Genomic DNA, 24,570 nt, shown 5'->3' with positions numbered 1-24,570 from the left:
AACCACCACATTGACAAGGGAGAGAATGAAATGAAGAAGCTTCAGCTGTTGCAAAAGATTACGGACAATGGGGTTGTGGCAGTTCTGCGTGCAGATTCTGCTGATCAAGTCATTGCCATGGCCGAGCAAGCGATTGCGGGTGGCATTAAAGTTATCGAGATTACGATGACCGTACCCAGTGCACTCAAAGCCATTGAAAAATTAAGCCGTGTATACCATTGGAACACACAAGATCCAGAGAAATTCGCGATTATTGGTGCGGGAACGGTGCTTGAACCGCAAACGGCGAGAGCGGCTATCATGTCGGGTGCCGAGTTTGTCGTTGGACCTTCCCTGAACCCGGATACGGTTCAGATCTGCAACCTGTATCGAATTCCGATTCTGCCTGGTGTGATGACGATTGCTGATGTTCAACGCGCCTTGGAACTCGGCGTGGACATTGTGAAGTTGTTCCCGGGTAATCTGTATGATCCTTCGATTATCAAAACGATGAAGGGCCCTATGCCTCAGGCTAATTTTATGCCAACTGGCGGGGTATCCTTGTCTAATCTGGGAGATTGGATCAAGGGTGGAGCAGTGGCTGTAGGGATCGGCTCCGACTTGACATCGGAAGCTGTGAAGACGGGTGACCTGAGTCATGTCCGTCGCAAAGCGGAACAATATATGGATGCTTACCGCAAGGCCAAGGCTGAATAATATTTTTTAATTCGTAGAAGGGGAGCCTGATGAATGAGGGCTCCCAATTCTGTGAGCCGCGGCACCTGCGGAAGTGAAGAAAGGTGATTAACGTTGAGAAATCGGTATAATACAGGGCGCAAGAAGAGGGGCATCGGGAAATTCCTGCTCGTACTTTTGGCGCTCATTGTCATTGGATGTGGATTTGTTGCGTGGAAATTATTCACACCCTACGGTCCACAGGAAACAGCTCAAACTGCCATGGAAACAGCCAATCGGGTGACTGTGAGCGAACAAGAGAACTGGATTGATTTTGCGCCAGACAAACCGGCGGGTAAGAGTGTTCTTTTCTACCCTGGCGGACTGGTAAAACCGGAAAGTTATGCACCCCTTGCGCATGAGCTGGCTGCTGCCGGTCATCACACCATTATTGCCAAGATGCCAGTTAATCTGGCAGTGCTCAAGCCAAACCTGGCAGATGAGATTCTGGCCGCATATCCAGATGAACAATTCGTTATGGGTGGACATTCTCTTGGTGGATCCATGGCTGCACGTTATGTAGCCGTGCATCCAGATGCACTTCATGGGATCTTCTTCTTGGCATCTTACCCGGATGAAAAAGGAAGTCTGTTGACATTGGGTCTACCTGCCTTATCCATTCTGGGTACTAAAGATGAGGTTGTGAATATGACCAAATATCAGATTGGACGTATGTATTTGCCTACGGAGACGGTATATTACACCATTGAAGGTGGTAACCACGCCCAGTTTGGTGATTATGGTCATCAAAAAGGAGATGGCGAGCCGGAAGTGAGTGGAGAAGAACAGCTGAATCAGACGGTCAAGACAGTACTGGGTTGGTTAAGTACGATCAAGTAGATTTTGATTATTCTGCATTAAGGGCTGTATGCATTTATAGCATAACTTGATGGAGGTGGTACGGATGGCTATCCTTCAAGTGAATGGAGCGCAGATCCCATGTAAAGGTATCCTATTTGATAAAGATGGAACACTGCTGGAATTCCTCCAACTATGGGGGCCGTGGGCAGAGACGTTGCTGAGTCAGTTACAATCACGTATGAATGAGCTCGGAGCTTCATTTACGGTTGAACTGGAGCATGTCCTGGGCACCATTCATAATGCAGAAGGTCACATTGTCGGCTATGATCCGCAAGGTCCACTTGCCATTGCGACTGTGGATGAGTGCACGGGATTGCTTGCCGGGCAGTTATATGCAGCAGGCATACCATGGAATGAAGCGATCACAACGATACGCCAATTTTCAAGTGTAGCCATGCGAGAGGTTAGGCAGAGGAAATCGGCTGAACCGATGCCAGGATTACTTGCTTTCTTACAGAGTTGCAGGTCAGCGGACATACCACTGGCAGTTGTCACTTCAGACAGTACAGCGGCAGCAGAAACACATCTGGATTGGATGGGGATACGTTCCTTTTTCACCTCCATTGTGGGCTGTGATCGGGTGACCCAGGGCAAACCGGATGGAGAAGCAGCACTCTTGGCTTGCCGTGAATTACATATCGATCCTGCGGAGGCCGTTGTAATTGGAGACAGCAATGGGGATATGCAGATGGGGCGTCACGCAGAGGTATCCTATACGCTCGGTTACTGTCCACAGTTAGATCAAGGATCGCACCTGGTTGATGCCCATGCCATTATTCGCCATTATAATGAGCTAAGTGTGATTATATAAGTCACTCTGGCCAAAAGGAGGAGAGAGGATGAACGCAACAGAACAACTGGCTGCCTGGATTCAGGAAAGCTCCCGGATTGTTTTTTTCGGAGGGGCCGGAACTTCAACGGAAAGCGGGATTCCCGACTTCCGCTCGGCTGCGGGTCTGTATCAGACGGAGCAGCATTCGCCTTATCCACCGGAAGAGTTGTTAAGCCGACATTTTTTTGATCAACATGCCGATATTTTTTATGATTTTTATCGTGGCAAAATGCTTCATCCAGATGCGGAACCGAATGGGTGTCATCGACTATTGGCCCGTCTGGAGCAGGAAGGAAAACTTCAGGCAGTGATCACGCAAAATATCGACGGACTCCACCAGAAGGCAGGCAGCAGCACTGTCTTGGAGTTACACGGCTCAATTCATCGTAACGGCTGCATGGATTGCAAGCAGTTTTATACGCTGAATGATATTATACAGTCCCAAGATACCGTGCCTCGCTGTACCACATGTGGTGGTGTAATCAAACCGGATGTGGTGCTGTACGAAGAGGAGCTGGATCAGACGACATTGTATCGTTCCATTGATGCACTGTCTTCTGCAGATCTGTTACTCGTGGGAGGCACGTCACTGACGGTATATCCGGCGGCCCAGTTAATTACGTATTTTCAGGGAAAACATACCGTTCTGCTCAACGCTACACCTACCGCTTACGACCGCAGGGCTGATTTGCTGATTACAGAGCCGATTGGTGAGGTAATGAATATTGTGGACCAGCTTCTTGGTTGAACGTATGGACTGAATAACCGCATTCTCCGGCATAGATCGGATACAAGAGGCGGAACCTGGGGAAAGAAGGGATTCATAATGGTCTACGTAGCAAGCGATACTCGCTATGAAACGATGAAATATAACCGCGTTGGACGTTCAGGTTTGAAACTGCCAGCGATTTCACTGGGGCTGTGGCATAATTTTGGCGGTATCAATAACGCTGAGAATGGCCGTAATATGATTACCCGATCATTTGATCTGGGTATTACACATTTTGACCTTGCCAACAATTATGGCCCACCGGCAGGTTCGGCAGAGCAGTTATTTGGACAGGTATTGGCCCAGGATCTGAAACCTTATCGTGATGAACTGGTGATCTCCACCAAAGCGGGTTATTATATGTGGCCCGGGCCGTATGGCGAGTGGGGTTCACGCAAAAATCTGGTATCCAGTCTGAATCAGAGCTTGAAGCGTATGGGCCTGGATTATGTGGATATTTTCTATTCACATCGTTATGATCCCGAAACACCTTTGGAAGAAACGATGATGGCACTGGATCATATTGTTCGCTCGGGCAAAGCCCTGTATGTAGGGATCTCCAACTATCCCGCAGAGCAGACAAGACAGGCTGCCGAAATTCTGAAAGGTCTGGGTACGCCCCTGTTAATCCATCAACCGAAATACTCGTTGCTGGACCGCTGGATTGAAGATGGTTTGCAGGACGTGCTGGATGAGTATGGAACAGGCAGTATTGCATTCTGTCCATTGGCACAAGGTGTGCTCACGAACAAATACTTGAATGGTATCCCGGAAGACTCACGTGCCAAAGGACCGTCGGTATTCCTGAATGAGAACAACATCTCTCCAGAGACGCTCCGCAAAGTGCGTGCGCTAAACCAGATTGCAGCGGCCCGCGGTCAGAGTTTGGCCCAATTTTCACTCTCATGGGTGCTGCGTAATGGCAGGGTAACTTCTGCGCTGATTGGCGCAAGTCGTCCTTCCCAGATTGAAGAGAATGTGGCTGCGCTCAGTCAACTGGATTTCTCTACAGAGGAATTGGAACGGATTGAATCCATCCTGTCTCCGGAGCCTGATGACAAATAAATAAAGTGCAAAAGGTGCATCTTAGCCATAATGGCGGAATGCACCTTTTTTTTGTCGTACGTGGTTCCGTCCGTTATGTTGCTCACCGTTTGTTTTGTTGAGCATTCTTCTGTAACCCCTGATGTAGTGGACGGGACAGTATCTTCTCTCGATACAGGCTGGGCGCTTCACCGTGAAATCGTTTGAACTGTTTGGAGAAATACAGCGCGTCTGGCAGTCCAACCGATGCAGATACCTGTTCGATGGACAGATCTGGGCGTTCTCTTAGGAGTTGGCGCGACTTGTCGATCCGCAGTTTTAGCAGATACGTGACTGGCGACAGTCCGGTTTCCTGTTTGAAAATACGGGATAGATAGGCCCGGTTGTACCCAAGACTCGCAGACATTTGTTCAATGGAGACAGGATAGGCATACTGGGTAGACATATATTGAATCATCTGTTTCACCGTACGTCGGATGGAGGATTCACCGGGAATTAAGGTTTGGCCCTGCGAAAGGTGATTCTGTGCTTCGGCTAGAATCATATATAACGTACCCAGTGATGTGAAATGGGAGCTTTCTTTGCGCTCGGCAAAAGCATCCTGCATCACGGATAACCAATCGGAAATTCCACAAGAGGGTCCGGCATGAAAGACGGACTTTTCCGTGCGGAATCCGGCTTCTTCGGTATATTGGGCAGCCTGGCTACCCGTGAAAGCGATCCAACGGTATTGCCATGGATTGCGGGCATGTGACTGGTAGCTTACCAGTTGCCCGGGATGAATGAGGAAACAATCACCTGCGGATAACTCGTAGGTGTGCAGCTCGGTGCGGAACGTACCCGCCCCATTTTCTACATAGTGCAGCAGATAATAATCAAACAATTTAGGTCCGAGGGCGTGACCCGGTAGGGTCTGGCTTGCTCCGGCAAACAGGACATGCAGTGCCCCTTGTTCATAATAGACCGGATTGGAGGCAACTGAATAACTGAGTGCTCCGCTTTTACCGGAAGGTGATTCCTGTATTTTTTCGTTAGAAGATGTAAGGGACTCTTTCTTGGCGTTGGATTGGTCTGTCATGGTCGTTTCCTACTTTCCGGGATGCTTCGATCATTATACGCCTTAAGGTCACATTTATCCATATGAAACACACATGGTTGCATTACATGAGGCACCGCTTTCTTATATAATAACATTAAGAAAACCACAACAACGAGGCGAGGTGCAGCAGCAGTGAACGTAACTGAATTGAAACAAAAGTTTATTGAGAAGTACGGAGAGAGTGGAGCGGACATCCGTGTATTTCATGCCCCTGGGCGTGTGAATCTGATCGGTGAGCATATTGACTATAATGGTGGATACGTGCTTCCGGCAGCACTTGAATTTGGAACAACATTGATCATTCGTGAGCGTCAGGACAACAAGTTGCAACTGGCTTCCACGAACATGTCTTATGAAGGGGCACTGGATACCACCTCGATCGGTAAGGAAAAAACCGGAGAATGGACCGACTATCCTGTTGGTGTCATGGTTGAATTGCAAGGCAAAGGCGTAAATGTAACAAAAGGCTACGACTTCCTGTACCACGGGGAGATTCCGAACGGGGCAGGACTTTCATCATCTGCATCTCTGGAGGTACTCACCGGATTTGCGATTCAGTCTCTGGAGGGTGTATCGGATATTGATACGGTTCAACTGGCGCTTTTGTCCCAGAAAGCGGAAAATGAGTTCGTAGGCGTCAACTGTGGAATCATGGATCAGTTCGCTGTCGCAAACGGTGCTCAGGATCACGCGATCCTGCTGATGTGTGACACACTGGAGTACGAAAAGGTTCCTTTCCGTACAGGCTCCTACAAATTGGTCATCGGTAACACAAACAAACGCCGGGGTCTGGTAGATTCGGCATACAATGAACGTCGCTCCCAATGCGAGCAGGCACTTGCCATCTTAAAGGAACAGCTGCCTGCACTGAATTACCTGGCTCAATTGACGCCAGAGCAGTTCGTAACACTACAGGATCAGATCAAGGATGAGAAAGTAAGACAGCGTGCACAACATGTTGTGGAAGAGAACGCTCGCGTGCTCGCATCGGTCGAAGCATTGCAGGGTAATGATCTGGAAAACTTTGGCAAGCTGATGGACGCTTCTCATGAATCGCTTCGCGATTTGTACGAAGTAAGCTGTGATGAGCTGGATGTTATGGTTGAAGAAGCTCAGCGGATTCCAGGCACGCTTGGTGCCCGGATGACTGGCGCAGGATTTGGCGGTTGTACCGTATCACTTGTGCATGAAGATGATGTCGAGCGTTTTGTGAATGAAGTGGGCGCTGCATATGAAGCGCGTACCAGTCTCAAAGGTGATTTTTATGTGTGCGGCGTAGGCGACGGTGTTAAAGAATTGAAGGAGGCGAAGTAAAATGGCAATTTTGGTGACAGGTGGAGCAGGGTATATTGGATCTCATACGGTAGCGGCTTTGTTGGAACGTGGAGAAGAAGTTGTTGTACTGGATAACTTGCAGACAGGGCATCGTGAGGCGCTGCTCGGCGGTAAGTTGTATGAAGGGGATCTGCGTGACAAAGAAATTCTGGCGAAGCTGTTCGCTGAGAATTCAATCGATGCAGTCATTCACTTTGCAGCCAACTCACTCGTAGGCGAAAGTATGAAAGACCCGGTTAAATATTATGACAACAACGTGTTTGGTACACTCTGTCTGTTGGAAGCGATGAATGCAGCGAACGTACGCCGCATCGTCTTCTCCTCTACAGCAGCTACCTACGGCGAGCCTGAGAAAGTGCCAATCGAAGAGAGTGATCGTACAGAGCCAACCAACGTATACGGCGAAACAAAGCTGATGATGGAACGCATGATGTCATGGTTCGATAAAGTTCAGGATATCAAATACGTTTCCCTGCGTTACTTCAATGCAGCCGGTGCTCATGACAGTGGCAAAATTGGTGAAGATCACCAACCAGAGAGTCACTTGATTCCACTGGTGCTGCAAACGGCTTTGAAACAACGTCCGCACATCGCCGTGTTTGGTGACGACTATGCAACAGAAGATGGAACATGTATCCGTGACTATATCCATGTGAGCGACTTGGCTGATGCACATCTGCGTGCAGTAGATTATCTTCGCAAAGGTGAGAACAGTAATGTGTTCAACCTGGGTAACGGCACAGGATTCTCGGTAAAACAAGTGATCGAAACAGCTAAAAAAGTGACCGGCCTCGATATTCCGGTTGTACAGGAACCACGTCGTGCGGGTGACCCGGCTGTGCTGGTAGCTTCATCTGCAAAAGCGAGATCTGTCCTGGGTTGGAATCCAAAATGGACCAATCTGGAAGATGTCATTCAAAGCGCTTGGAGCTGGCACCAATCACGTCCTGACGGCTACGGAAAAAACTAGGAGGCGAACACCTTATGTCACAGACTCATATTGCAGCAGGTGCCACAGAGCGGACACCGGAGCAGCAGGAAGCACTGCATGCCATTGAACGTCTGGTTGCATTTGCCTTGCAGAAACAATTAATCGAGGAAGCGGATTGGGATTATAGCCGCAACCTCTTGCTGGAACAATTCGGATTCTCGGAGCCTTATGCCGGCGAGTTGGACACAACTGTGCCCGATGGTCCACAGGCAATGCTGGATACGTTGATCGATTATGGGTTTACCATTGGACTCATTCCTGAAAATAGTGATACGTTCCGTGATTTGCTGGATGCCAAAATCATGGGTCATTTGATGGCACGCCCGTCCGAAGTGGTACGTGCCTTCCGCCACACCGAGCAGACGGAGGGTATTGAGGCGGCCACATCCCAATTCTATGACTTGTCGATTAACTCCAACTACATTCGGATGGATCGGATCGCGAAGAACGTTTACTGGACACAGGATACGGCCTATGGAGACATGGAGATTACCATCAACCTGTCAAAACCGGAGAAAAGTCCAAAGGAAATTGCCATGGCGAAATTGCTTCCGCCTCCGGTATATCCAAAATGTCAGCTGTGTCGTGAAAATGTAGGATACGCTGGTCGGGTGAATCACCCGGCCCGCCAGAATCTGAGAGTCATTCCGTTGGAGCTTAACAACGAGCCATGGTTGTTCCAATACTCGCCATATGTGTACTACAACGAGCACTGCATCATTTTCCATCATGATCATGTGCCGATGAAACTGACCAAAGATACACTGCGCAGACTGCTTGCCTTTGTCGGGGAGTACCCGCATTACTTTATCGGATCTAACGCGGATCTGCCGATCGTAGGCGGTTCTATCCTGACACATGACCATTTCCAGGGTGGTCGTCATACATTCGCCATTCAAAATGCACAGCCAGAGGCAGTCTTCCGTCATGCGGATGCACCTGGACTTACATTGAGTCTTGTGAAATGGCCAATGTCCGTCATGCGTCTGGCCTCACACGATCCTGCAGAGCTACTTGAAGCGGGTAACGCCGTATATGAAGCGTGGAAGGTCTACAGTGATCCTGCTGTGGATATCGAAGCATTCAGTGAAGTGGACGGGGAGCAGGTACCACACAATACGGTAACACCAATCGTTCGTCGTAGTGCAGACGGTGGCTACGAGATGGATCTTGTATTGCGTAACAATCGCACGAATGATGTGCATCCTGAAGGGATTTTCCATCCTCACCGTGAAATGCACCATCTGAAGAAAGAAAACATTGGTCTGATCGAAGTGATGGGACTTGCCATCCTGCCAGGCCGTTTGAAGGAAGAGCTGGACAGTATCGCGGATATTCTCGCGGGAGATGCCGAACTTGCTGAAGCCGCCAAAGCCTCTGATCATGTGTTGAACAAACATCTGGGCTGGGCCGAAGAATTGATTGAACGGTTTGGTCCTAACCTGGACAAAGAACAAGCCGTTGCCATTGTACAGCAGGAAGTTGGCTTGAAATTTGCTGAGATTCTCGAACATGCAGGTGTCTACAAATATGATGAAGCAGGACGCCAGGCTTTCCGTCGTTTTGTAAGCAGCATGGGATACACGGAATAGGAATCAACATAATTAACATAACCCAAGAACACCCGCCCATTCATGAGCGGGTGTTCTTGTCGTTCCTGACATTTGTGTGCATTGGAATGAACTTCCCAGCCAGTTATAATGGAGTGAAGTCCTGGAGTACCAAAATGAATTGAGGAAATGGGGTTAATAACTTGGAAAAGCAGACATTGGATATTCCGTTGATTACAGATGCTGAGGAATTGCAGGGCATGGTGGGTGAGCCGCATGAACATGTGCGTAACAAGGCAATCTCATTTGTGGATTCACATGTTCAGAACTTTTTATCCATGTCACCATTATTTTTCCTTTCCACGTCCGATCATGATGGAAAAAGTGATGTGTCTCCACGCGGCGATGGAGCGGGATTCGTAAAAGTGTATGATACATATCGACTTGTTTATCCTGAGCGCCCAGGCAATCGGCGGATAGACTCGTTGTTGAACATTTTGTCTGACCCTGGCATCGGTATGCTCTTTTTGATTCCGGGAATGAATGAAGTGCTGCGTATTAATGGCACAGCAACCATTACCAAGGATGAGGAATTCATCGCCAGCATGGGTTGGAGTGGTAAAACCATAGGTGCAGCTGTCATTGTGGATGTGGAAGAGTGTTTTATCCATTGTCCGCGGGCATTCAAACAGGCTGGGTTATGGGACCATGAAACATGGGTGGACGCTGAGGATTTGCCTTCAACGAGCGAGATGTTTAGAGCACATTTGGAGATTAACGGATTGTTATAAAGTGAGTGACTATCGATTTGTTTTTCTATAAACGGGGTACTATAATTGGAGTTGCACTAAAAATTCTAAACTCCCTTGGAGGCGACAATAGATATGAGATCTTTCCAATTCTATAATCCAACCCGGCTGATATTCGGTAAAGGACAACTGGAAGCATTAAAGACAGAAGTGCCGAAATACGGTAAACGGGTTCTGCTTGTATATGGTGGCGGCAGTATCAAACGCAGTGGGCTGTATGATCAAGTGATCGGATTGCTTAAGGAAGCTGGAGCAGAAGTGACTGAACTGGCAGGCGTTGAACCTAACCCACGTCTTTCTACGGTGCATAAAGGGGTAGACCTTTGCAAAACGAATAACATTGACCTGATTCTCGCTGTAGGTGGCGGTAGTGTACTGGACTGCTCCAAAGCGATTGCTGTAGGTGCTAAATATGATGGCGACATGTGGGATTTTGCTCAGCGCAAAGCCGTTGCACAAGACGCTCTTCCGCTTGGTACCGTATTAACGATGGCAGCAACGGGTTCGGAGATGAACTCCGGTTCGGTTATTACGAATCAGGATACACAAGAAAAATTGGGCTGGGGTAGCGCATATTCATTCCCTGCATTCTCCATCCTGGATCCGGTGAATACATACACTGTTCCACTGGACCAAACGGTATACGGTATGGTGGATATGATGTCCCACGTATTGGAGCATTACTTCCATCTGGATGCCAACACACCGGTTCAACTTGGCTTCTGTGAGACAATTCTGCGTACTGTCATGGAAGCAGCACCGCGTCTGGTTGAAGATCTGGAGAACTATGAACTGCGCGAAACGATTCTGTATTGCGGAACAATGGCATTGAATGGTGTGCTGAATATGGGTCTTGCAGGAGACTGGGCAACACATAATATCGAACACGCGGTATCCGCAGTGTATGATATCCCGCATGGTGGCGGACTGGCCATCTTGTTCCCGCACTGGATGAAGCATAATTTGGATGTCAATGTGGATCGATTCAAACGTCTGGCAATTAATGTATTCGAAGTGAATCCTGAAGGCAAGTCTGACAGACAGATTGCCGAAGAAGGTATCGATGCGCTCAGCAAATTCTGGACATCCATTGGTGCCCCTAACCGTTTGGCTGATTACGATATCGATGATAGCCAGATCGATGTAATGGCTGATAAAGCTATGCTGTTTGGTCCATTTGGTAACTTCAAGAAACTGCAACGTGAAGATGTTGTATCCATCTACAAGGCTTCTCTGTAATTCTATAATCACTGACAAGTGAACGGACACATCCTGTGGTCCAATAACCGCAAGTCTCCTTTATGGGGGCTTGCGGTTTTTTCATGTATTCGGACTGTACACGTGAATGATGGAGGAACATGAAGCATGAAGTAAAGAATGCCATGATAATACCCATTATCGGCTCCAGAATACATTTGAGGAAAGATTTTGAAACATTTTGATGTTAGTTACGTATTTATTTACATGTGGAATGCCCAGTTAGGATGAATTTGCGGCAGAGAGAGGAGGAACAGGGGATGGAGACGATATATTGGGGGTGTCTGATCGGAGGGGCCATATTTGCGGTTGTCAGCCTGGTGCTGGGTGACTTGATTGACGGCTTGCTGGACGGGGCTTTTGAGATGCCAGGTCTTGATTTTTTCAAACCCGTTGTGTTAGCTGGTTCCATTACAACCTTCGGTGGGGCAGGCATTATGCTGACACGTTATAGTTCATTAAGTGCGATGTCGGGTCTAATATTATCCCTGCTTATAGGTATTGCTGCAGCCATGCTGGTATTCTTCGCATATATCAAACCGATGCGTAACAGCGATGTCTCGATTGCCTTTTCAATGAAAGAATTATCTGGGAAAATTGGGGAAATTACCATTCCGGTGCCGGAAAAAGGGTTTGGTGAAGTGATGATCCGCTTTGCATCAGGTAGTACGATTCAAACAGCATCCAGTTTTGAACACCTCCCCATTGCGGCGGGAGCCCGTGTTGTTGTAGTGGATGTTGTAGATGGTGTACTGCGTGTGTCGGAATGGGATGAAAACGTACTTAAAGATTTATAAGTATTCTTACCACCTAAGTAGTTTAAGCACTCATCATAAATGAATAAGGGGAGAGATGTGGAATGAATTTAGATTGGGATGTGTTGTTGATACCTGCCGTTGTTGTTGGTGTGATTCTGATATTGGGATTGGCTTTTTGGGCGAGATACAAAACGGTTGGACCGGATGAAGCGATGATCGTTACGGGATCATTCTTGGGTAGCAAAAATATCTCTGATGATGATTCTGGCCGAAAAATTAAGATTGTTCGTGGTGGCGGTGCATTTATCCTGCCGGTATTCCAGCAATCAGAATTTATCTCCTTGTTGTCCCACAAGCTGGATGTCTCCACACCTGAAGTGTACACGGAGCAAGGTGTTCCGGTTATCGCTGATGGTGTCGCTATTATCAAGGTTGGAGGCGCTGTAGAGGACGTTGCTACGGCAGCTGAGCAATTCATCGGTAAACCTGTAGAAGCGCTGAGAAGCGAAGCACAGGAGGTACTGGAGGGGCATTTGCGGGCCATTCTCGGTACAATGACGGTGGAAGAAGTATATCGGAACCGGGATCGGTTTGCACAAGAGGTTCAAGGCGTAGCCGCTAGAGATCTGAAGAAAATGGGTCTGCAAATTGTTTCCTTTACGATCAAGGATGTTCGTGACAAACAGGGCTACCTGGATGCTCTCGGTAAACCGAGAATTGCAGCAGTGAAGCGTGATGCCGAGATTGCCGAAGCGGAAGCCATGCGTGATGCGCGTATTCAGAAGGCCAATGCGGAAGAACAGGGCCAGAAAGCAGAGTTGCTGCGGGATACCAATATCGCCGAGGCAGCCAAAGAGAAGGAACTGAAAGTAGCCACGTTTAAGCGGGATCAAGATACAGCCAAAGCGGAAGCCGATCAGGCGTACCATATTCATGAGGCACGTGCTAGACAAACCGTAGTCGAAGAGGAAATGAAAGTTGAACTCGTTCGTAAGGAACGGGAAATTGACCTCCAGGCCAAGGAAATCATCGTACGTGAGAAGCAATATGACGCCGAAGTGAAGAAAAAGGCAGAAGCAGATCGTTATGCAGTAGAGCAGGCGGCCGAAGCAGACAAAGCTAAAAGAATGCGTGAAGCCGATGCAGTACAGTACTCCATTGAAACACATGCCAAAGCGACAGCTGAACAGAAACGACTTGAAGGTCAGGCTATGGCGGATGCTGAACTTGCCAAAGGTACAGCGGACTCTGAAGTTATTCGTTTGAAGGGACTTGCAGAAGCAGAAGCGAAGGAAAAACTGGCTGAGGCGTTCCAGAAGTTTGGCGAAGCGGCTGTACTCGATATCATTGTCAAAATGCTGCCTGAGCTGGCTGGCAAAATTGCCGAGCCGATTGCATCCATTGATAAACTGACTGTGGTAGATACAGGTAAAGGTGAAGGTGCCACGCGGGTGAGTAACTATGTTACGGAACTTATGGCGACGGCTCCAGAGATGCTTAAGAGCGTATCCGGCATTGACGTTGAGCAGCTGATCAAGGGCCTTACCAAGTCCAAAACACCTGCACCGGTTGCCATTCAACAGAGCGAGCCTGTAACAACTCCTTCTATAATCGACAAGATTGTGGAAAGAGCTGGAGTTGACGAGTAAGAAGCACTTCGAATCTTGCATGGTTACTCTATTGACCTTAAGACGAATTTTTGTTACTTTTTAAGCGAGACGTCCGGCGCGGTTTGCCCGCTCCGGGTGTCTTTTCGTTCGTAACAGGGTGTGACTTAATCACACCTAAGATGGTGTGAAAAAGAGGTGCAAACAATGAGCAGCCTGCATGTAGATAAAGCGCTAAATAATAATGTAATCATTGCACAGCATCCAGAACACGGGGAAGTCGTTGTTATTGGTAAAGGCATTGGATTTAACCGAAAACCGAGTGATCACATTCCATTGATGGCTGTGGAGAAAATGTTTATTTTAAAAAACCAGCAGGAGCAAGAGCAGTACAAACAGCTTCTTCCACAGGTGGATGAAGCACTGATCGAGATCATTAACGAAGTTATTACGTATATTGCAGAGCGTACGGACGTTCCTCTGAATGAACATATCCATATTGCATTAACCGATCACATTTCTTTCGCGTTAAAACGCAAGGAGCAGGGCATTATCATACAAAATCCATTTTTATATGAAACCCGCGAAATTTATCCTGAAGAATATCGAATGGGAGAATACGCTGTTCGTCTGATCAAAGAGAAAATGGGTGTAGATCTGGGGATGGACGAGATTGGTTTTGTTGCCCTCCATATCTATAGCGCAATGACCAATCAAAATATATCCCAGGTACGTGAGCATTCACAATTGATCACTGATTTGGTGAACCTGGTGTCTGATCAACTCGATTATTCGTTTGAAGCGGAATCGCTTGATTACTCTCGTTTGCTGACTCATCTTCGTTTCGCCCTTGAGCGTGTTCGCCGTGGAGACAAAGTGGAAGAACTCCATAAGTTGGATTCCCTGCTCAAGTTGGAGTATCCCGAAATGTACTCGCTTGCATGGAAACTGACCAAAGTAATGGAGAAAAGACTGAAACTGCCGGTTTATCCTGCGGAGGTAGGTTATCTGACCATTCATCTGCAAAGGCTGAATCAGCGGAAGGAAGAAGAGAATAAGTGAGATCATTCCAGCGATGGAATGCGGAATTTATTTTTTTGGTGTAAAGGCTTGCAATAGATTAGAACTGGTGCTACAATGGTTTCCGTAATCAAGCAACTGAATAAACATAAGCGACGTGTTACTGACTCGATCAGGCATGAGTTAATTAAAGTGTGATTGTTCTTTCCTTGTACAGGGTATGCTATACCCCAAGGTTGGCACAGTTTACTTTATTAATTCATGCCTTTTTTGTGTTCCCTTGCTTGCATCACAACATATAAATTAGACGAAAGGGAGAAACGACGCGATGTTCAAAAAGCTTTTTGGTGTATTGCAAAGAGTAGGTAAAGCTCTCATGCTGCCTGTAGCCATTCTACCTGCGGCAGGTTTGCTGCTCGGAATTGGTAACATGTTGGTTAATCCAGATTTCTTGCAATATGTAACGGCGCTCGACACCCCTTGGGTGAACTCGATCGCAACAATTATGATGAACGCAGGTCAGATCGTATTCGATAATCTGGCATTGCTGTTCGCTGTCGGTGTAGCTGTCGGATTGGCTGGTGGCGAAGGCGTTGCAGGTCTTGCAGCGATCATCGGTTACCTGGTCATGAATGTTACATTAGGATCTGCGGTAGGTGTTACTCCGGCAATGATCGGTGAAGTACCGGGTTATGCCAGCATCTTGGGTATCCCAACATTAAGTACAGGCGTGTTCGGAGGTATAATCATAGGTATTGCCGCCGCGCTGTGTTACAATCGATTTTTCAAAATCGAACTGCCGTCCTACCTGGGTTTCTTTGCAGGTAAACGATTTGTACCGATTATCACATCGGTAGTATCCCTTGTAATCGGATTGCTTCTTGTGATTATCTGGCCTCCGATTCAAAATGGACTGAATGCTGTATCTCACTTCATGGTAGATACAAGTCCGACCTTGTCGGCGTTCATCTTTGGAGTTGTGGAACGGTCATTGATTCCGTTCGGTTTGCATCACATTTTCTACTCCCCATTCTGGTTTGAGTTTGGTGAGTATGTGAATAAAGCCGGAGATGTTATTCGTGGGGATCAGAAGATTTTCTTCAGCCAGTTACGTGATGGCGTTGCTCTAACAGCAGGAACATTCCAAGTTGGTAAATTCCCGTTCATGATGTTTGGTTTGCCAGCAGCGGCACTTGCGATGTACCATGAAGCAAGACCGGAGCACAAAAAGTATGTTGCAGGGATCATGGGTTCAGCTGCGCTGACCTCGTTCCTGACAGGGATTACAGAGCCGCTTGAGTTCTCGTTCCTGTTCGTAGCACCAATCTTGTTTGCAGTACACTGTATCTTTGCAGGTTTGTCTTTCATGACCATGCAGATTCTGGGTGTAAAGATCGGTATGACCTTCTCCGGTGGGTTCATTGACTTCCTGATCTTCGGGATTATTCCGAACCGTACACCTTGGTGGGACGTTATTATTGTCGGATTGATTCTTGCGGTGATCTATTACTTCGGTTTCCGGTTTATCATTCGCAAATTCAATCTCAAAACACCTGGACGAGAGGATGCAACGCCTGAAACCGAATCTGGCGGAGGCTCTGGTTCAACAGATGATCTGCCCCATAACATTCTTGAAGCTTTTGGTGGCAAAGAGAATATCAAACATCTGGACGCTTGTATTACTCGTTTGCGGATTGAAGTTAATGAGAAATCCAATGTGAAAAAAGATCGTTTGAAACAATTGGGTGCATCTGGTGTACTTGAAGTGGGTAATAATGTTCAAGCCATCTTCGGAACACGTTCCGACACGATCAAATCTCAAATGCAGGATATTATTGCAGGACGAACACCAGCACCAACGCCAGCAGCTGCCAAACCAACCCCTGAAGAGGAAAAGGCACAAGGTGAGCAAGGCGAGCGCATCGTTGCTGAGGATATTGTCATGCCAGTTAATGGTGAATTACTGGACATTACAAACGTACCTGATCCGGTCTTTGCTGAGAAAATGACAGGTGATGGATTCGCAATTTTGCCACATGATGGTACGATAACTTCTCCTGTGTATGGTAAAGTGTTTAATGTATTTCCAAGCAAACATGCCGTGGGCATCATGTCCGATGGTGGCAAGGAAGTGCTTGTTCATATAGGTGTTAATACGGTGAAGTTGAAAGGTCAAGGCTTTAACGTACTGGTACAGGAAGGTGATCTGGTATCGGCAGGTCAGCCGATTATGGAAGTGGATCTGGAGTATGTCAAAGCAAACGCTCCTTCGATCATTTCACCAGTTATTTTCACCAACCTGCCAGAGGGCTCCACGGTAACTCTGAAGAAGAGTGGAGTGCTGAAAGTTGGCGAACAGCCAATCATTGAGATAAAATAAGAAGTGTTACGACGATGGCAAGCAAGTGTAAATATATGCAATGCCTAAACCAAACTACTGAAAGTGAGATGATTGTAATGCAACAAACATTCAGAATTACAGACGAAGATGGTATCCACGCACGTCCGGCGACAGCCCTGGTAAATACAGCAAACAAATTCAAAGGTGCAGAATCCTTTGCAGAAGCTAACGGTAAAAAAGTAACGTTGAAATCTATTCTGGGTGTTCTTTCCCTCGGATTGGAACAAGGCGACACTATCAGCATCATCGTTGAAGGCGAAGGCGAAGCTGAAGCTCTTCAAGCTTTGACTGACGTTATGGTTAACGAAGGGTTGGGCGAAATTAATGCTTAATGTCTCCGGGATCGCGGCTTCGGCGGGTATTGCTATCGCCAAGGCGTTTATCTTGGAGCATCCTGATTACTCTGTAGAAAAACGCCAAATCAACGACGTTGACGCAGAGATCGCAAAACTCGACTCAGCTCTGGGTAAATCCCAGGCTGAGCTTGAGGCGATCAAAGAGCGCACTTTACAAGAGCTTGGCGAGAAAAAAGCTGAGATTTTTGCTTCGCATTTGCTCATTCTGAATGACCCGGAATTGATTGATCCGGTTAAAGCTAGAATTGCAGATGACATGATCAATGCAGAATTTGCTTTGAACGAAACGGCATCGCAATTTATCTCCATGTTTGAGAACATGAAGAGTGCTTACCTGCAGGAACGTGCTGCAGATATGCGTGACGTTACCAAACGTGTGCTAAATCACTTGCTTGGTATCGACTTCATGAGTCCAGCTGAGATCAATGAAGAAGTGATCGTGCTTGCGGAGGATCTGACACCTTCCGACACGGCTCAATTGAACCGCCAATTTGTTAAAGGTTTCGCAACTAACATTGGTGGACGTACTTCTCACTCAGCGATCATGGCTCGCTCTCTTGAAATTCCTGCTGTCGTTGGAACCAAGGACATTTTGGCTCAAGCGAAACAAGGCGATATGATCATTGTTGACGGTCTGGATGGTCACGTACTGGTTAACCCTACTGATGAAGTTATTGCTGAATACCGTGCCAAACAGGAACAGTATGATGCACAACGTGCAGAGTGGAGAAAACTTCGTGATGAGCCAACGGTAACGGTGGATAACGTTCATGTTGAACTTGCAGCCAACATCGGTACACCCAATGATGTAACAGGTGTTCTGGAGAACGGCGGCGAGGCTGTAGGCCTGTACCGTACCGAGTTCCTTTACATGGGCAGAGACAAGCTTCCATCCGAAGACATTCAGTATAATGCTTACAAAGCGGTACTGGAAAAAATGGAAGGCAAACCTGTCGTTGTTCGTACACTCGACATCGGTGGAGACAAAGAGCTTCCGTACCTGGATCTGCCAAAAGAAATGAATCCATTCCTCGGCTTCCGCGCAGTTCGTCTGTGTCTGGACCGTCTGGATATCTTCCGTACACAATTGCGTGCATTGCTGCGTGCAAGCGTACATGGAAACCTGCGTGTCATGTTCCCAATGATCGCAACGCTTGGTGAATTCCGTGAAGCAAAAGCTGTCTTGCTCGAAGAGAAAGAGAAGCTGGTTGCTGAAGGTATTGCTGTTTCTGACAGCATTCAACTCGGTATCATGGTCGAAATTCCTTCGACTGCAGTTCTGGCGGATCAGTTTGCCAAAGAAGTGGATTTCTACAGTATCGGAACGAACGATCTGATTCAATACACAATGGCAGCAGACCGTATGAACGAACGTGTGGCTTATCTGTACCAACCTTACAACCCAGCCATTTTGCGTTTGGTTAAAATGGTTATCGATGCAGCGCATCGTGAAGGCAAATGGGTTGGCATGTGCGGTGAGATGGCAGGAGACGAAACGGCAATTCCATTGCTGCTTGGTCTTGGATTGGATGAGTTCAGCATGAGCGCAACCTCCATCCTGCCAGCTCGTAGTCAGATCACCAAGCTGTCCCGTGCGGATATGCAGGAACTGGCTGCTAAAGCTCTGGATATGCAAACGGCTGAACAAGTCGTTGAATTGGTTCAAAGCATTCAAGCGTAATGTAATTTTACGGGGTTTCCACCCGATTTTAAGGGTTTCTTTTTCCGATAAAAAGCTGCAGTCGTGCAGCGATTTTGCCGGTATCCGCGATTCATTGTGGATATCGGCTTTTTTTGTTATCAACAGGGTAGTGTGATTCGGAGGGAAGGCAACATAAAAAGCTCTTGCTGATTGGAATGTCAGCAAGAGCTTTCGTGATAACAATGATTTGATTAACTGCAAGCGCAGTTTAGTACAGGTTTGCGGGCCGCGGTAGTCTCATCGAGTCGAGTAACCGGTGTTCCGTAAGGTGCGTTGAGTACCAACTCTGGTGTCTCTTCCGCTTCTTTGGCAATCCGTATCATCGTATCAATAAACCCATCCAGTGTTTCTTTGCTTTCGGTTTCAGTCGGCTCGATCATGATGCATTCCTCAACGTTGAGCGGGAAGTATACCGTAGGCGGGTGATATCCAAAATCAAGTAATCGTTTGGCAACATCCAGTGTACGCACACCATACTGCTTCAATCCCCGACCAGACATGACGAATTCGTGTTTGCATACCCCTGGATACGGAATCTCGTAGAAAGGTGCGAGACGGGCCATCATATAGTTGGCATTCAGTACCGCACACTCAGATACACGGCGCAAGCCTTCCGGTCCATAGGTGCGAATGTAGGCATAGGCACGTACCAGAATACCGAAGTTTCCGTAGTAGGCTTTCACTCGGCCAATGGATTGATCGCCTTCACGATCGAATGCATACATACCGTCATTGTTTTTGATCACCATCGGCTTAGGCAGGAACGGAACCAAACGACTCTTCACGCCGACTGGTCCGGCGCCAGGTCCACCACCGCCATGAGGCGTACTCATCGTTTTGTGCAAGTTCAGATGCACTACGTCAAAGCCCATATCACCCGGACGAGTAATGCCCATAATGGCATTGGAGTTCGCGCCATCGTAATATAGCAAACCACCAGCCTGGTGTACGATGGATGCAATCTCCTGAATGTCTTTCTCGAACAAACCAAGTGTATTCGGGTTTGTCAGCATCAATGCTGCTGTATCCGTACCAACGGCTGCACGGAGTGCATCCAGATCGACCAGTCCGTCTGCACGGGATGGAATCGTTACAGTTTCAAACCCTGCAACGGTTGCACTTGCCGGGTTGGTACCATGCGAAGAATCGGGCACGATGACTTTGGTACGTTGTTCGCCACGACCTTCGTGGTAGGCACGAATCATCATGAGTCCAGTCCATTCTCCATGGGCACCAGCGGCGGGTTGCAAGGTCACAGCGTCCATCCCTGTCAGACCTGCAAGGTCGTTTTGCAACGTATATAACAGTTCTAGTGCACCTTGAATGCTGGATTCATGCTGGTACGGATGGATTTTGGCGAATCCATTGTAACGGGCAACATCCTCATTGATCTTCGGATTGTATTTCATTGTACAAGAACCCAGTGGATAAAATCCGTTATCTACACCGAAGTTGCGACGGGACAGCGCAGTATAGTGCCTGATAACATCTACCTCGAACACTTCTGGGAGTGCTGCTGCTTCCGAACGGAGCATTTCCCGGGGAATCAACGTCTCGGCATCCTGACGAGGAACGTCACATTCTGGCAAGGAATAAGCGACACGTCCAGGGCTGCTGAGTTCAAAAATCAATGATTGTTCCGGAGCAGGAGACAGGGTCTGTGCACTGAATGTTGTATCCGTCTCAGGTTTAGGCGAAGTGGAGAAAGAGGTGCCTGTTTCCGATTGTCCTTGTGCCGGTGTTGTCGTTGTCGTCGTTTCCTGAGTCACAGCGATCCCTCCAATGCTCGTGCGAATTCGTCAATCTCTTCCTTACTGCGTCGTTCGGTAACAGCAATCAGCATATGTCCGGCAAGCTCCGGATAATCACGTCCGAGTTCGTAACCACCAATGAAGCCTGCATCCAGCAGTTTCAGTTGAAGAGCATCCACATCGGTTCCTTCAGGAAGTTTAATTACAAACTCATTAAATGTGGGTGCATTAAAAGTAAGGCTAACTCCAGGAATCGCAGTTAATGTATTCAGGGTGTAATGACTCTTTTGCAAATTCAGATCCGCGACATCGATCATACCCTGTTTACCCATGATGGACATATACACAGATGCGCTGAGTGCAAGCAAAGCCTGGTTGGAACAGATGTTGGATGTCGCCTTTTCGCGGCGGATATGCTGTTCACGTGCTTGCAGTGTGAGTACAAATCCACGTTTTCCGTTGCGATCCTTGGTCTGGCCTACAATTCGGCCAGGAATTCGGCGCATATGAGGCTGGGATACAGCGAAATATCCGCATGTCGGGCCGCCGAGTGAAGCGGCGATGCCAAGGGGCTGCGCATCACCTACAACGATGTCGGCACCCAGCTTGCCTGGGGCTTCCAGCAGACCCAGCGATAGCGGGTTGGCACTTACAACGAGCAGGCCCTTGTGCGCATGCACGAGGTCGGCAGCCTGCTTCACATTTTCCACGGCACCAAAGAAGTTCGGACTCTGGATCATGACAGCAGCGGTATCGTCCGATATGGCGGCTTGCAAGGCATCCCAATCAGTGACGCCATCCTTATAATCAATCTCGACAATCTCCAGACGGAGTCCGTGCGCATATGCCTGCAATACCTGGCGGGCTTCCGGATGAACGGTACGGGATACGATGAGCTGTTTGCGACGAGTTGCCGCTGCGGCCAGATTACCTGCTTCCGCAAAAGCTGTTGCACCGTCATACATACTGGCATTGGCTACAGCCATACCGGTTAATTCACAGATGTAGGATTGAAATTCGAAAATGGCCTGTAGTTCACCTTGGCTGATCTCAGGCTGATAAGGTGTGTAGGCAGTGTAAAACTCGGAACGGGAAATGACATGATTGATGACGGAAGGAACATGATGATCATATATACCTGCGCCGAGAAAGCTGGCGTGTGTTTCGAAATTGGCGTTGGCGCCTGCTTGTTTGGACATATGACGTGTCAGCGCATATTCATCAAGTTTGGAGGATACGGGCAGCTCGCCCTGATAACGAATCTCTTTTGGAATGTCCTGAAACAGTTCCTCCAGCGTATCCACACCGATGGTTGCGAGCATGGCATCCTGATCTTGCTCAGTCATGGGAATATAACGGTGCTTGCTCATGCTTGATCAGCTCCTTGAGTAGGTGTCTTAGACGTACGTGTCCGTTTATGAAAAGGGGTCTTCACGACCTCGGCTTTCAGTTTCTTCCCTCGGATCTCAATTTCAAGCGGGGTTCCCAGCGCAGCGTATTTGCTGTCGATGAGGGCAAGCCCCAGATTACGCTTCAATGTAGGTGATTGCGTGCCTGTTGTCACTTCACCGATTTGTACGCCTTCGGCGTAAATCGGATAGTGGGGGCGAGGAATGCCGCGCTCCAGCACTTCGATGCCGACCAGTTTGCGGGCGGGCCCGTCATTTTTTTGCTGTAACAAGGCTTCGTGTCCGATAAAAGGTCCGGCATTCAGTTTCACAAACATGCCAACGCCAGCTTCTAGCGGAGAGATCGTTGCAGATAATTCCTGCCCATACAGAGGCAGCTTGGCTTCAAAACGCAGCGTATCCCTTGCACCAAGTCCAGCCGGAACCAGCCCGTGCTCTTCTCCAGCCTGCATTAATCCATTCCAGACCATAGCGGCCTGATCCGCAGGAACATATAGTTCAAAGCCATCTTCACCTGTATAACCGGTACGGGACAACAGTAATTTTACTCCGCATATTTCAGCATCCGGCACAAAACGAAACGGTTCAATCGAGCTTACATCCGTATCTGTAACTTTCCCGATAATGTCTACAGCCAGTGGACCTTGTAAGGCGAGCAGCGCCGTCTGCTCCGAATCGTTGGTCATGCTTACGCCGGGGATCAGGTGCTCTTGCAGCCATGCCCAATCCTTGTCGATGTTGGAGGCGTTAACCACGAGCATATAATGCTGATCTTCCAGCTTATACACGAGCAGATCGTCCACCACACCGCCATCTGGATAACACATCAGGGTGTACTGGGCTTGACCGGGAACCAGCGTGGTCACATCATTGGTCGTCATTTGTTGCAAAAAAACTTCAGCCTGCTCACCCTGTACTGTGAATTCGCCCATATGGGATACATCGAATAGTCCAGCACGCTCACGCACCGCTTCATGTTCTTTCTGAATTCCGCTAAATTGCACCGGAAGCTCCCAGCCTCCAAAATCAATGCACCGTACGCCTTCGTATTGCTGATATAGTGGGAAGAGTGGTGTTCTAAGCAAATCGGACATCAAATCACCTCGTCATGGACCGTCAACCGGCCGGAAATATAATCGTGGATCAATGAAGCAGGGTATTTTTAAATTTTTCAGCTAGATATTTTCATCACATAAGTATGGTAAGCAGCTAGGGCAGCGTCGTTCTACATCCTGTTTTTCGTTTTTTGGGAAAAAGGAAAAGGACAGGCCAAAGAATCGGCATGCCAAGTAGCACGCTGTATTCTAAGGCTCTGTCCCTTGTACCTGAGAGTTACCCCGCTGCGGTTGTGCAGCAGGTTTCCCCTTGGGTGATCATAACGCCCGCACAGGGCGAATAGATGCTCTCCAGAGTTGCGTCCCGTAAAAGTCCTTTTGCCTGAGAGATTCACCCCCGCTTATCGGTGGTTTACTCCTTCGGCGTTACCTCATGTACATCCCGAATCGGGTGTCACGGGTAATCTCTCCCTTTACATTCATCCGCGGGTATATCATGGTCCAATAAACACATTTACTCCTCTCATTAAAACGTGAATCCACTACCGATGTCAAGAACGATATCATTGATAATGAATAAAAACCGAATGTTTAATTTAGATTTAATGTTATTGTTCGTGTATTTATAAAGAGTACGCTTACTATTCTAATATTCACCAGTATATGAAGAAAGAGTGTAATCCGGTTACAGGATTTAGAGGTCTTCAGCAAATAAATTGTGAGGTATCTTGACATTTGAATCAAAAATATCATACGCTATATTCTGGGAAAAAGGTTAAGGTCAAAGAACGCATGCACTCATTAATGAAAAGCGAGGCGGATATCGATGAGCGAATTGAAAAGTGATTTCCTGTACAGTGAAGAGCACGAATGGGTGCAAACCGTAGGGGAGGATACTGTACGTATTGGCATTACCGAGTTCGCGCAGCATCAGCTGGGTGACATTGTGTTTGTGGAATTGCCTGACCTTGAAACCAATGTAAAAGCAGAGGACAGCATCGGAACGATCGAATCGGTCAAAACGGTTTCGGACTTGTTCTCTCCCGTCACAGGTTCAATTATTGCAGTGAATGATTCGTTGCAGGACTCACCTGAACTTGTGAACAGCTCTCCTTACGAGGAAGGCTGGATGATTGAGATCCGTGTTGAGGGAGATCTGACAGCAGCATTGTCTACATTGATGAATGCAGACGCGTATCGTAAACATACGGAAGAATAGGATCAACGAACTTGTACTTATTAACATATAT

21 protein-coding genes and 2 riboswitches are annotated in these 24,570 nt (G+C 47.8%); of the genes, 17 read left to right on the top strand and 4 right to left on the bottom strand.

Annotated features, from left to right (window positions below):
• Nucleotides 1-30 precede the first annotated feature (30 nt).
• The 5 genes from J2X75_RS15225 to mgrA all read left to right on the top strand — a co-directional run bounded on the left by J2X75_RS15225 (nucleotide 31) and on the right by mgrA (nucleotide 4,241).
• A complete protein-coding gene (locus tag J2X75_RS15225) occupies nucleotides 31-696 on the top strand; it encodes a bifunctional 2-keto-4-hydroxyglutarate aldolase/2-keto-3-deoxy-6-phosphogluconate aldolase (RefSeq protein ID WP_017686833.1) in 666 nt (221 codons plus the stop codon).
• Nucleotides 697-789: 93 nt separating this feature from the next.
• Nucleotides 790-1,554 carry an alpha/beta fold hydrolase gene (locus J2X75_RS15220; protein WP_310337577.1) on the top strand — a complete coding sequence of 255 codons (765 nt, stop codon included), beginning with the start codon at nucleotides 790-792 and terminating at the stop codon, nucleotides 1,552-1,554.
• A 64-nt stretch (nucleotides 1,555-1,618) separates the two neighbouring features.
• Nucleotides 1,619-2,386 (top strand): HAD family hydrolase, encoded by a 768-nt coding sequence (locus tag J2X75_RS15215; protein WP_310337575.1) that lies wholly within the window; start codon nucleotides 1,619-1,621, stop codon nucleotides 2,384-2,386.
• Nucleotides 2,387-2,414: 28 nt separating this feature from the next.
• Nucleotides 2,415-3,155, top strand: a complete 741-nt coding sequence (locus J2X75_RS15210; RefSeq protein WP_310337573.1) for an NAD-dependent protein deacylase — start codon at nucleotides 2,415-2,417, stop codon at nucleotides 3,153-3,155.
• Between the two features lie 78 nt (nucleotides 3,156-3,233).
• Nucleotides 3,234-4,241 carry an L-glyceraldehyde 3-phosphate reductase gene (gene mgrA, locus J2X75_RS15205; RefSeq protein ID WP_036616991.1) on the top strand — a complete coding sequence of 336 codons (1,008 nt, stop codon included), beginning with the start codon at nucleotides 3,234-3,236 and terminating at the stop codon, nucleotides 4,239-4,241.
• Between the two features lie 82 nt (nucleotides 4,242-4,323).
• Here the strand turns inward: mgrA and J2X75_RS15200 are convergent, their stop codons facing one another.
• Nucleotides 4,324-5,298, bottom strand: a complete 975-nt coding sequence (locus tag J2X75_RS15200; protein WP_310337570.1) for an AraC family transcriptional regulator — start codon at nucleotides 5,296-5,298, stop codon at nucleotides 4,324-4,326.
• 153 nt (nucleotides 5,299-5,451) lie between these two features.
• Between J2X75_RS15200 and J2X75_RS15195 the strand changes: the two genes are divergently transcribed.
• The 11 genes from J2X75_RS15195 (at nucleotide 5,452) to ptsP (ending at nucleotide 19,084) form a co-directional block, all read left to right on the top strand.
• Nucleotides 5,452-6,633 (top strand): galactokinase, encoded by a 1,182-nt coding sequence (locus tag J2X75_RS15195; protein WP_310337568.1) that lies wholly within the window; start codon nucleotides 5,452-5,454, stop codon nucleotides 6,631-6,633.
• 1 nt (nucleotide 6,634) lies between these two features.
• Nucleotides 6,635-7,624 (top strand): UDP-glucose 4-epimerase GalE, encoded by a 990-nt coding sequence (gene galE, locus J2X75_RS15190; RefSeq protein WP_017686840.1) that lies wholly within the window; start codon nucleotides 6,635-6,637, stop codon nucleotides 7,622-7,624.
• Nucleotides 7,625-7,638: 14 nt separating this feature from the next.
• Entirely contained in the window at nucleotides 7,639-9,237 is a 1,599-nt protein-coding gene (locus tag J2X75_RS15185) for a UDP-glucose--hexose-1-phosphate uridylyltransferase (protein ID WP_310337565.1), read from the top strand.
• A 161-nt stretch (nucleotides 9,238-9,398) separates the two neighbouring features.
• The gene (locus tag J2X75_RS15180; protein WP_310337563.1) at nucleotides 9,399-9,986 is read left to right on the top strand and encodes an MSMEG_1061 family FMN-dependent PPOX-type flavoprotein; all 588 of its coding nucleotides are present in this window, start codon (nucleotides 9,399-9,401) and stop codon (nucleotides 9,984-9,986) included.
• A gap of 93 nt (nucleotides 9,987-10,079) precedes the next feature.
• The gene (locus tag J2X75_RS15175; protein ID WP_047844049.1) at nucleotides 10,080-11,243 is read left to right on the top strand and encodes an iron-containing alcohol dehydrogenase; all 1,164 of its coding nucleotides are present in this window, start codon (nucleotides 10,080-10,082) and stop codon (nucleotides 11,241-11,243) included.
• A 278-nt stretch (nucleotides 11,244-11,521) separates the two neighbouring features.
• Nucleotides 11,522-12,058, top strand: coding sequence for an NfeD family membrane protein (locus tag J2X75_RS15170; RefSeq protein WP_017686844.1), 537 nt, complete (start codon nucleotides 11,522-11,524; stop codon nucleotides 12,056-12,058).
• Nucleotides 12,059-12,120: 62 nt separating this feature from the next.
• A complete protein-coding gene (locus J2X75_RS15165; RefSeq protein ID WP_310337560.1) occupies nucleotides 12,121-13,668 on the top strand; it encodes a flotillin lipid rafts scaffold protein FloT in 1,548 nt (515 codons plus the stop codon).
• A 165-nt stretch (nucleotides 13,669-13,833) separates the two neighbouring features.
• Nucleotides 13,834-14,688 (top strand): glucose PTS transporter transcription antiterminator GlcT, encoded by an 855-nt coding sequence (glcT, locus tag J2X75_RS15160; protein ID WP_105601796.1) that lies wholly within the window; start codon nucleotides 13,834-13,836, stop codon nucleotides 14,686-14,688.
• Nucleotides 14,689-14,974: 286 nt separating this feature from the next.
• Nucleotides 14,975-17,026: a glucose-specific PTS transporter subunit IIBC gene (ptsG, locus tag J2X75_RS15155; protein ID WP_105601795.1), complete on the top strand. Its 2,052-nt coding sequence runs from the start codon at nucleotides 14,975-14,977 to the stop codon at nucleotides 17,024-17,026.
• A 77-nt stretch (nucleotides 17,027-17,103) separates the two neighbouring features.
• Nucleotides 17,104-17,379 (top strand): HPr family phosphocarrier protein, encoded by a 276-nt coding sequence (locus J2X75_RS15150; protein ID WP_036617010.1) that lies wholly within the window; start codon nucleotides 17,104-17,106, stop codon nucleotides 17,377-17,379.
• Complete coding sequence (ptsP, locus tag J2X75_RS15145; protein ID WP_310337557.1) at nucleotides 17,372-19,084, top strand: phosphoenolpyruvate--protein phosphotransferase; 1,713 nt, start codon at nucleotides 17,372-17,374, stop codon at nucleotides 19,082-19,084. The genes J2X75_RS15150 and ptsP overlap by 8 nt, the downstream gene beginning before the upstream one ends.
• Nucleotides 19,085-19,296: 212 nt before the next feature.
• On the opposite strand, the gene gcvPB is transcribed toward ptsP, so the two are convergent.
• The 3 genes from gcvPB to gcvT form a co-directional block, all read right to left on the bottom strand.
• Nucleotides 19,297-20,760 carry an aminomethyl-transferring glycine dehydrogenase subunit GcvPB gene (gene gcvPB / locus J2X75_RS15140; protein ID WP_310337680.1) on the bottom strand — a complete coding sequence of 488 codons (1,464 nt, stop codon included), beginning with the start codon at nucleotides 20,758-20,760 and terminating at the stop codon, nucleotides 19,297-19,299.
• A 110-nt stretch (nucleotides 20,761-20,870) separates the two neighbouring features.
• Nucleotides 20,871-22,226 (bottom strand): aminomethyl-transferring glycine dehydrogenase subunit GcvPA, encoded by a 1,356-nt coding sequence (gene gcvPA / locus J2X75_RS15135; protein WP_310337555.1) that lies wholly within the window; start codon nucleotides 22,224-22,226, stop codon nucleotides 20,871-20,873.
• The gene (gene gcvT, locus J2X75_RS15130) at nucleotides 22,223-23,359 is read right to left on the bottom strand and encodes a glycine cleavage system aminomethyltransferase GcvT (protein WP_310337553.1); all 1,137 of its coding nucleotides are present in this window, start codon (nucleotides 23,357-23,359) and stop codon (nucleotides 22,223-22,225) included. The genes gcvPA and gcvT overlap by 4 nt, the downstream gene beginning before the upstream one ends.
• Nucleotides 23,360-23,575: 216 nt before the next feature.
• A riboswitch (glycine riboswitch) is annotated at nucleotides 23,576-23,677 on the bottom strand.
• A gap of 3 nt (nucleotides 23,678-23,680) precedes the next feature.
• Nucleotides 23,681-23,803: riboswitch (glycine riboswitch) on the bottom strand.
• A gap of 343 nt (nucleotides 23,804-24,146) precedes the next feature.
• Here gcvT and gcvH point away from each other — a divergent pair.
• Nucleotides 24,147-24,539, top strand: coding sequence for a glycine cleavage system protein GcvH (gene gcvH / locus J2X75_RS15125; RefSeq protein ID WP_047844042.1), 393 nt, complete (start codon nucleotides 24,147-24,149; stop codon nucleotides 24,537-24,539).
• The last annotated feature ends 31 nt before the right edge of the window (nucleotides 24,540-24,570 follow it).

This window comes from Paenibacillus sp. 2003, from assembly GCF_031455635.1.
Taxonomy (GTDB): Bacteria; Bacillota; Bacilli; order Paenibacillales; family Paenibacillaceae; genus Paenibacillus; species Paenibacillus amylolyticus_B.
This window is presented reverse-complemented; position numbering and strand designations above follow the sequence as displayed.

Coding starts and splice junctions, on each gene's coding strand:
- J2X75_RS15200 (WP_310337570.1), bottom strand. CDS start 5,298: ATGACAGACCAATCCAACGCCAAGAAAGAGTCCCTTACATCTTCTAAC.
- galE (WP_017686840.1), top strand. CDS start 6,635: ATGGCAATTTTGGTGACAGGTGGAGCAGGGTATATTGGATCTCATACG.
- J2X75_RS15170 (WP_017686844.1), top strand. CDS start 11,522: ATGGAGACGATATATTGGGGGTGTCTGATCGGAGGGGCCATATTTGCG.
- ptsG (WP_105601795.1), top strand. CDS start 14,975: ATGTTCAAAAAGCTTTTTGGTGTATTGCAAAGAGTAGGTAAAGCTCTC.
- J2X75_RS15215 (WP_310337575.1), top strand. CDS start 1,619: ATGGCTATCCTTCAAGTGAATGGAGCGCAGATCCCATGTAAAGGTATC.
- J2X75_RS15175 (WP_047844049.1), top strand. CDS start 10,080: ATGAGATCTTTCCAATTCTATAATCCAACCCGGCTGATATTCGGTAAA.
- mgrA (WP_036616991.1), top strand. CDS start 3,234: ATGGTCTACGTAGCAAGCGATACTCGCTATGAAACGATGAAATATAAC.
- gcvH (WP_047844042.1), top strand. CDS start 24,147: ATGAGCGAATTGAAAAGTGATTTCCTGTACAGTGAAGAGCACGAATGG.
- J2X75_RS15185 (WP_310337565.1), top strand. CDS start 7,639: ATGTCACAGACTCATATTGCAGCAGGTGCCACAGAGCGGACACCGGAG.
- J2X75_RS15210 (WP_310337573.1), top strand. CDS start 2,415: ATGAACGCAACAGAACAACTGGCTGCCTGGATTCAGGAAAGCTCCCGG.
- gcvPA (WP_310337555.1), bottom strand. CDS start 22,226: ATGAGCAAGCACCGTTATATTCCCATGACTGAGCAAGATCAGGATGCC.
- ptsP (WP_310337557.1), top strand. CDS start 17,372: ATGCTTAATGTCTCCGGGATCGCGGCTTCGGCGGGTATTGCTATCGCC.
- J2X75_RS15150 (WP_036617010.1), top strand. CDS start 17,104: ATGCAACAAACATTCAGAATTACAGACGAAGATGGTATCCACGCACGT.
- J2X75_RS15225 (WP_017686833.1), top strand. CDS start 31: ATGAAGAAGCTTCAGCTGTTGCAAAAGATTACGGACAATGGGGTTGTG.
- J2X75_RS15165 (WP_310337560.1), top strand. CDS start 12,121: ATGAATTTAGATTGGGATGTGTTGTTGATACCTGCCGTTGTTGTTGGT.
- glcT (WP_105601796.1), top strand. CDS start 13,834: ATGAGCAGCCTGCATGTAGATAAAGCGCTAAATAATAATGTAATCATT.
- gcvT (WP_310337553.1), bottom strand. CDS start 23,359: ATGTCCGATTTGCTTAGAACACCACTCTTCCCACTATATCAGCAATAC.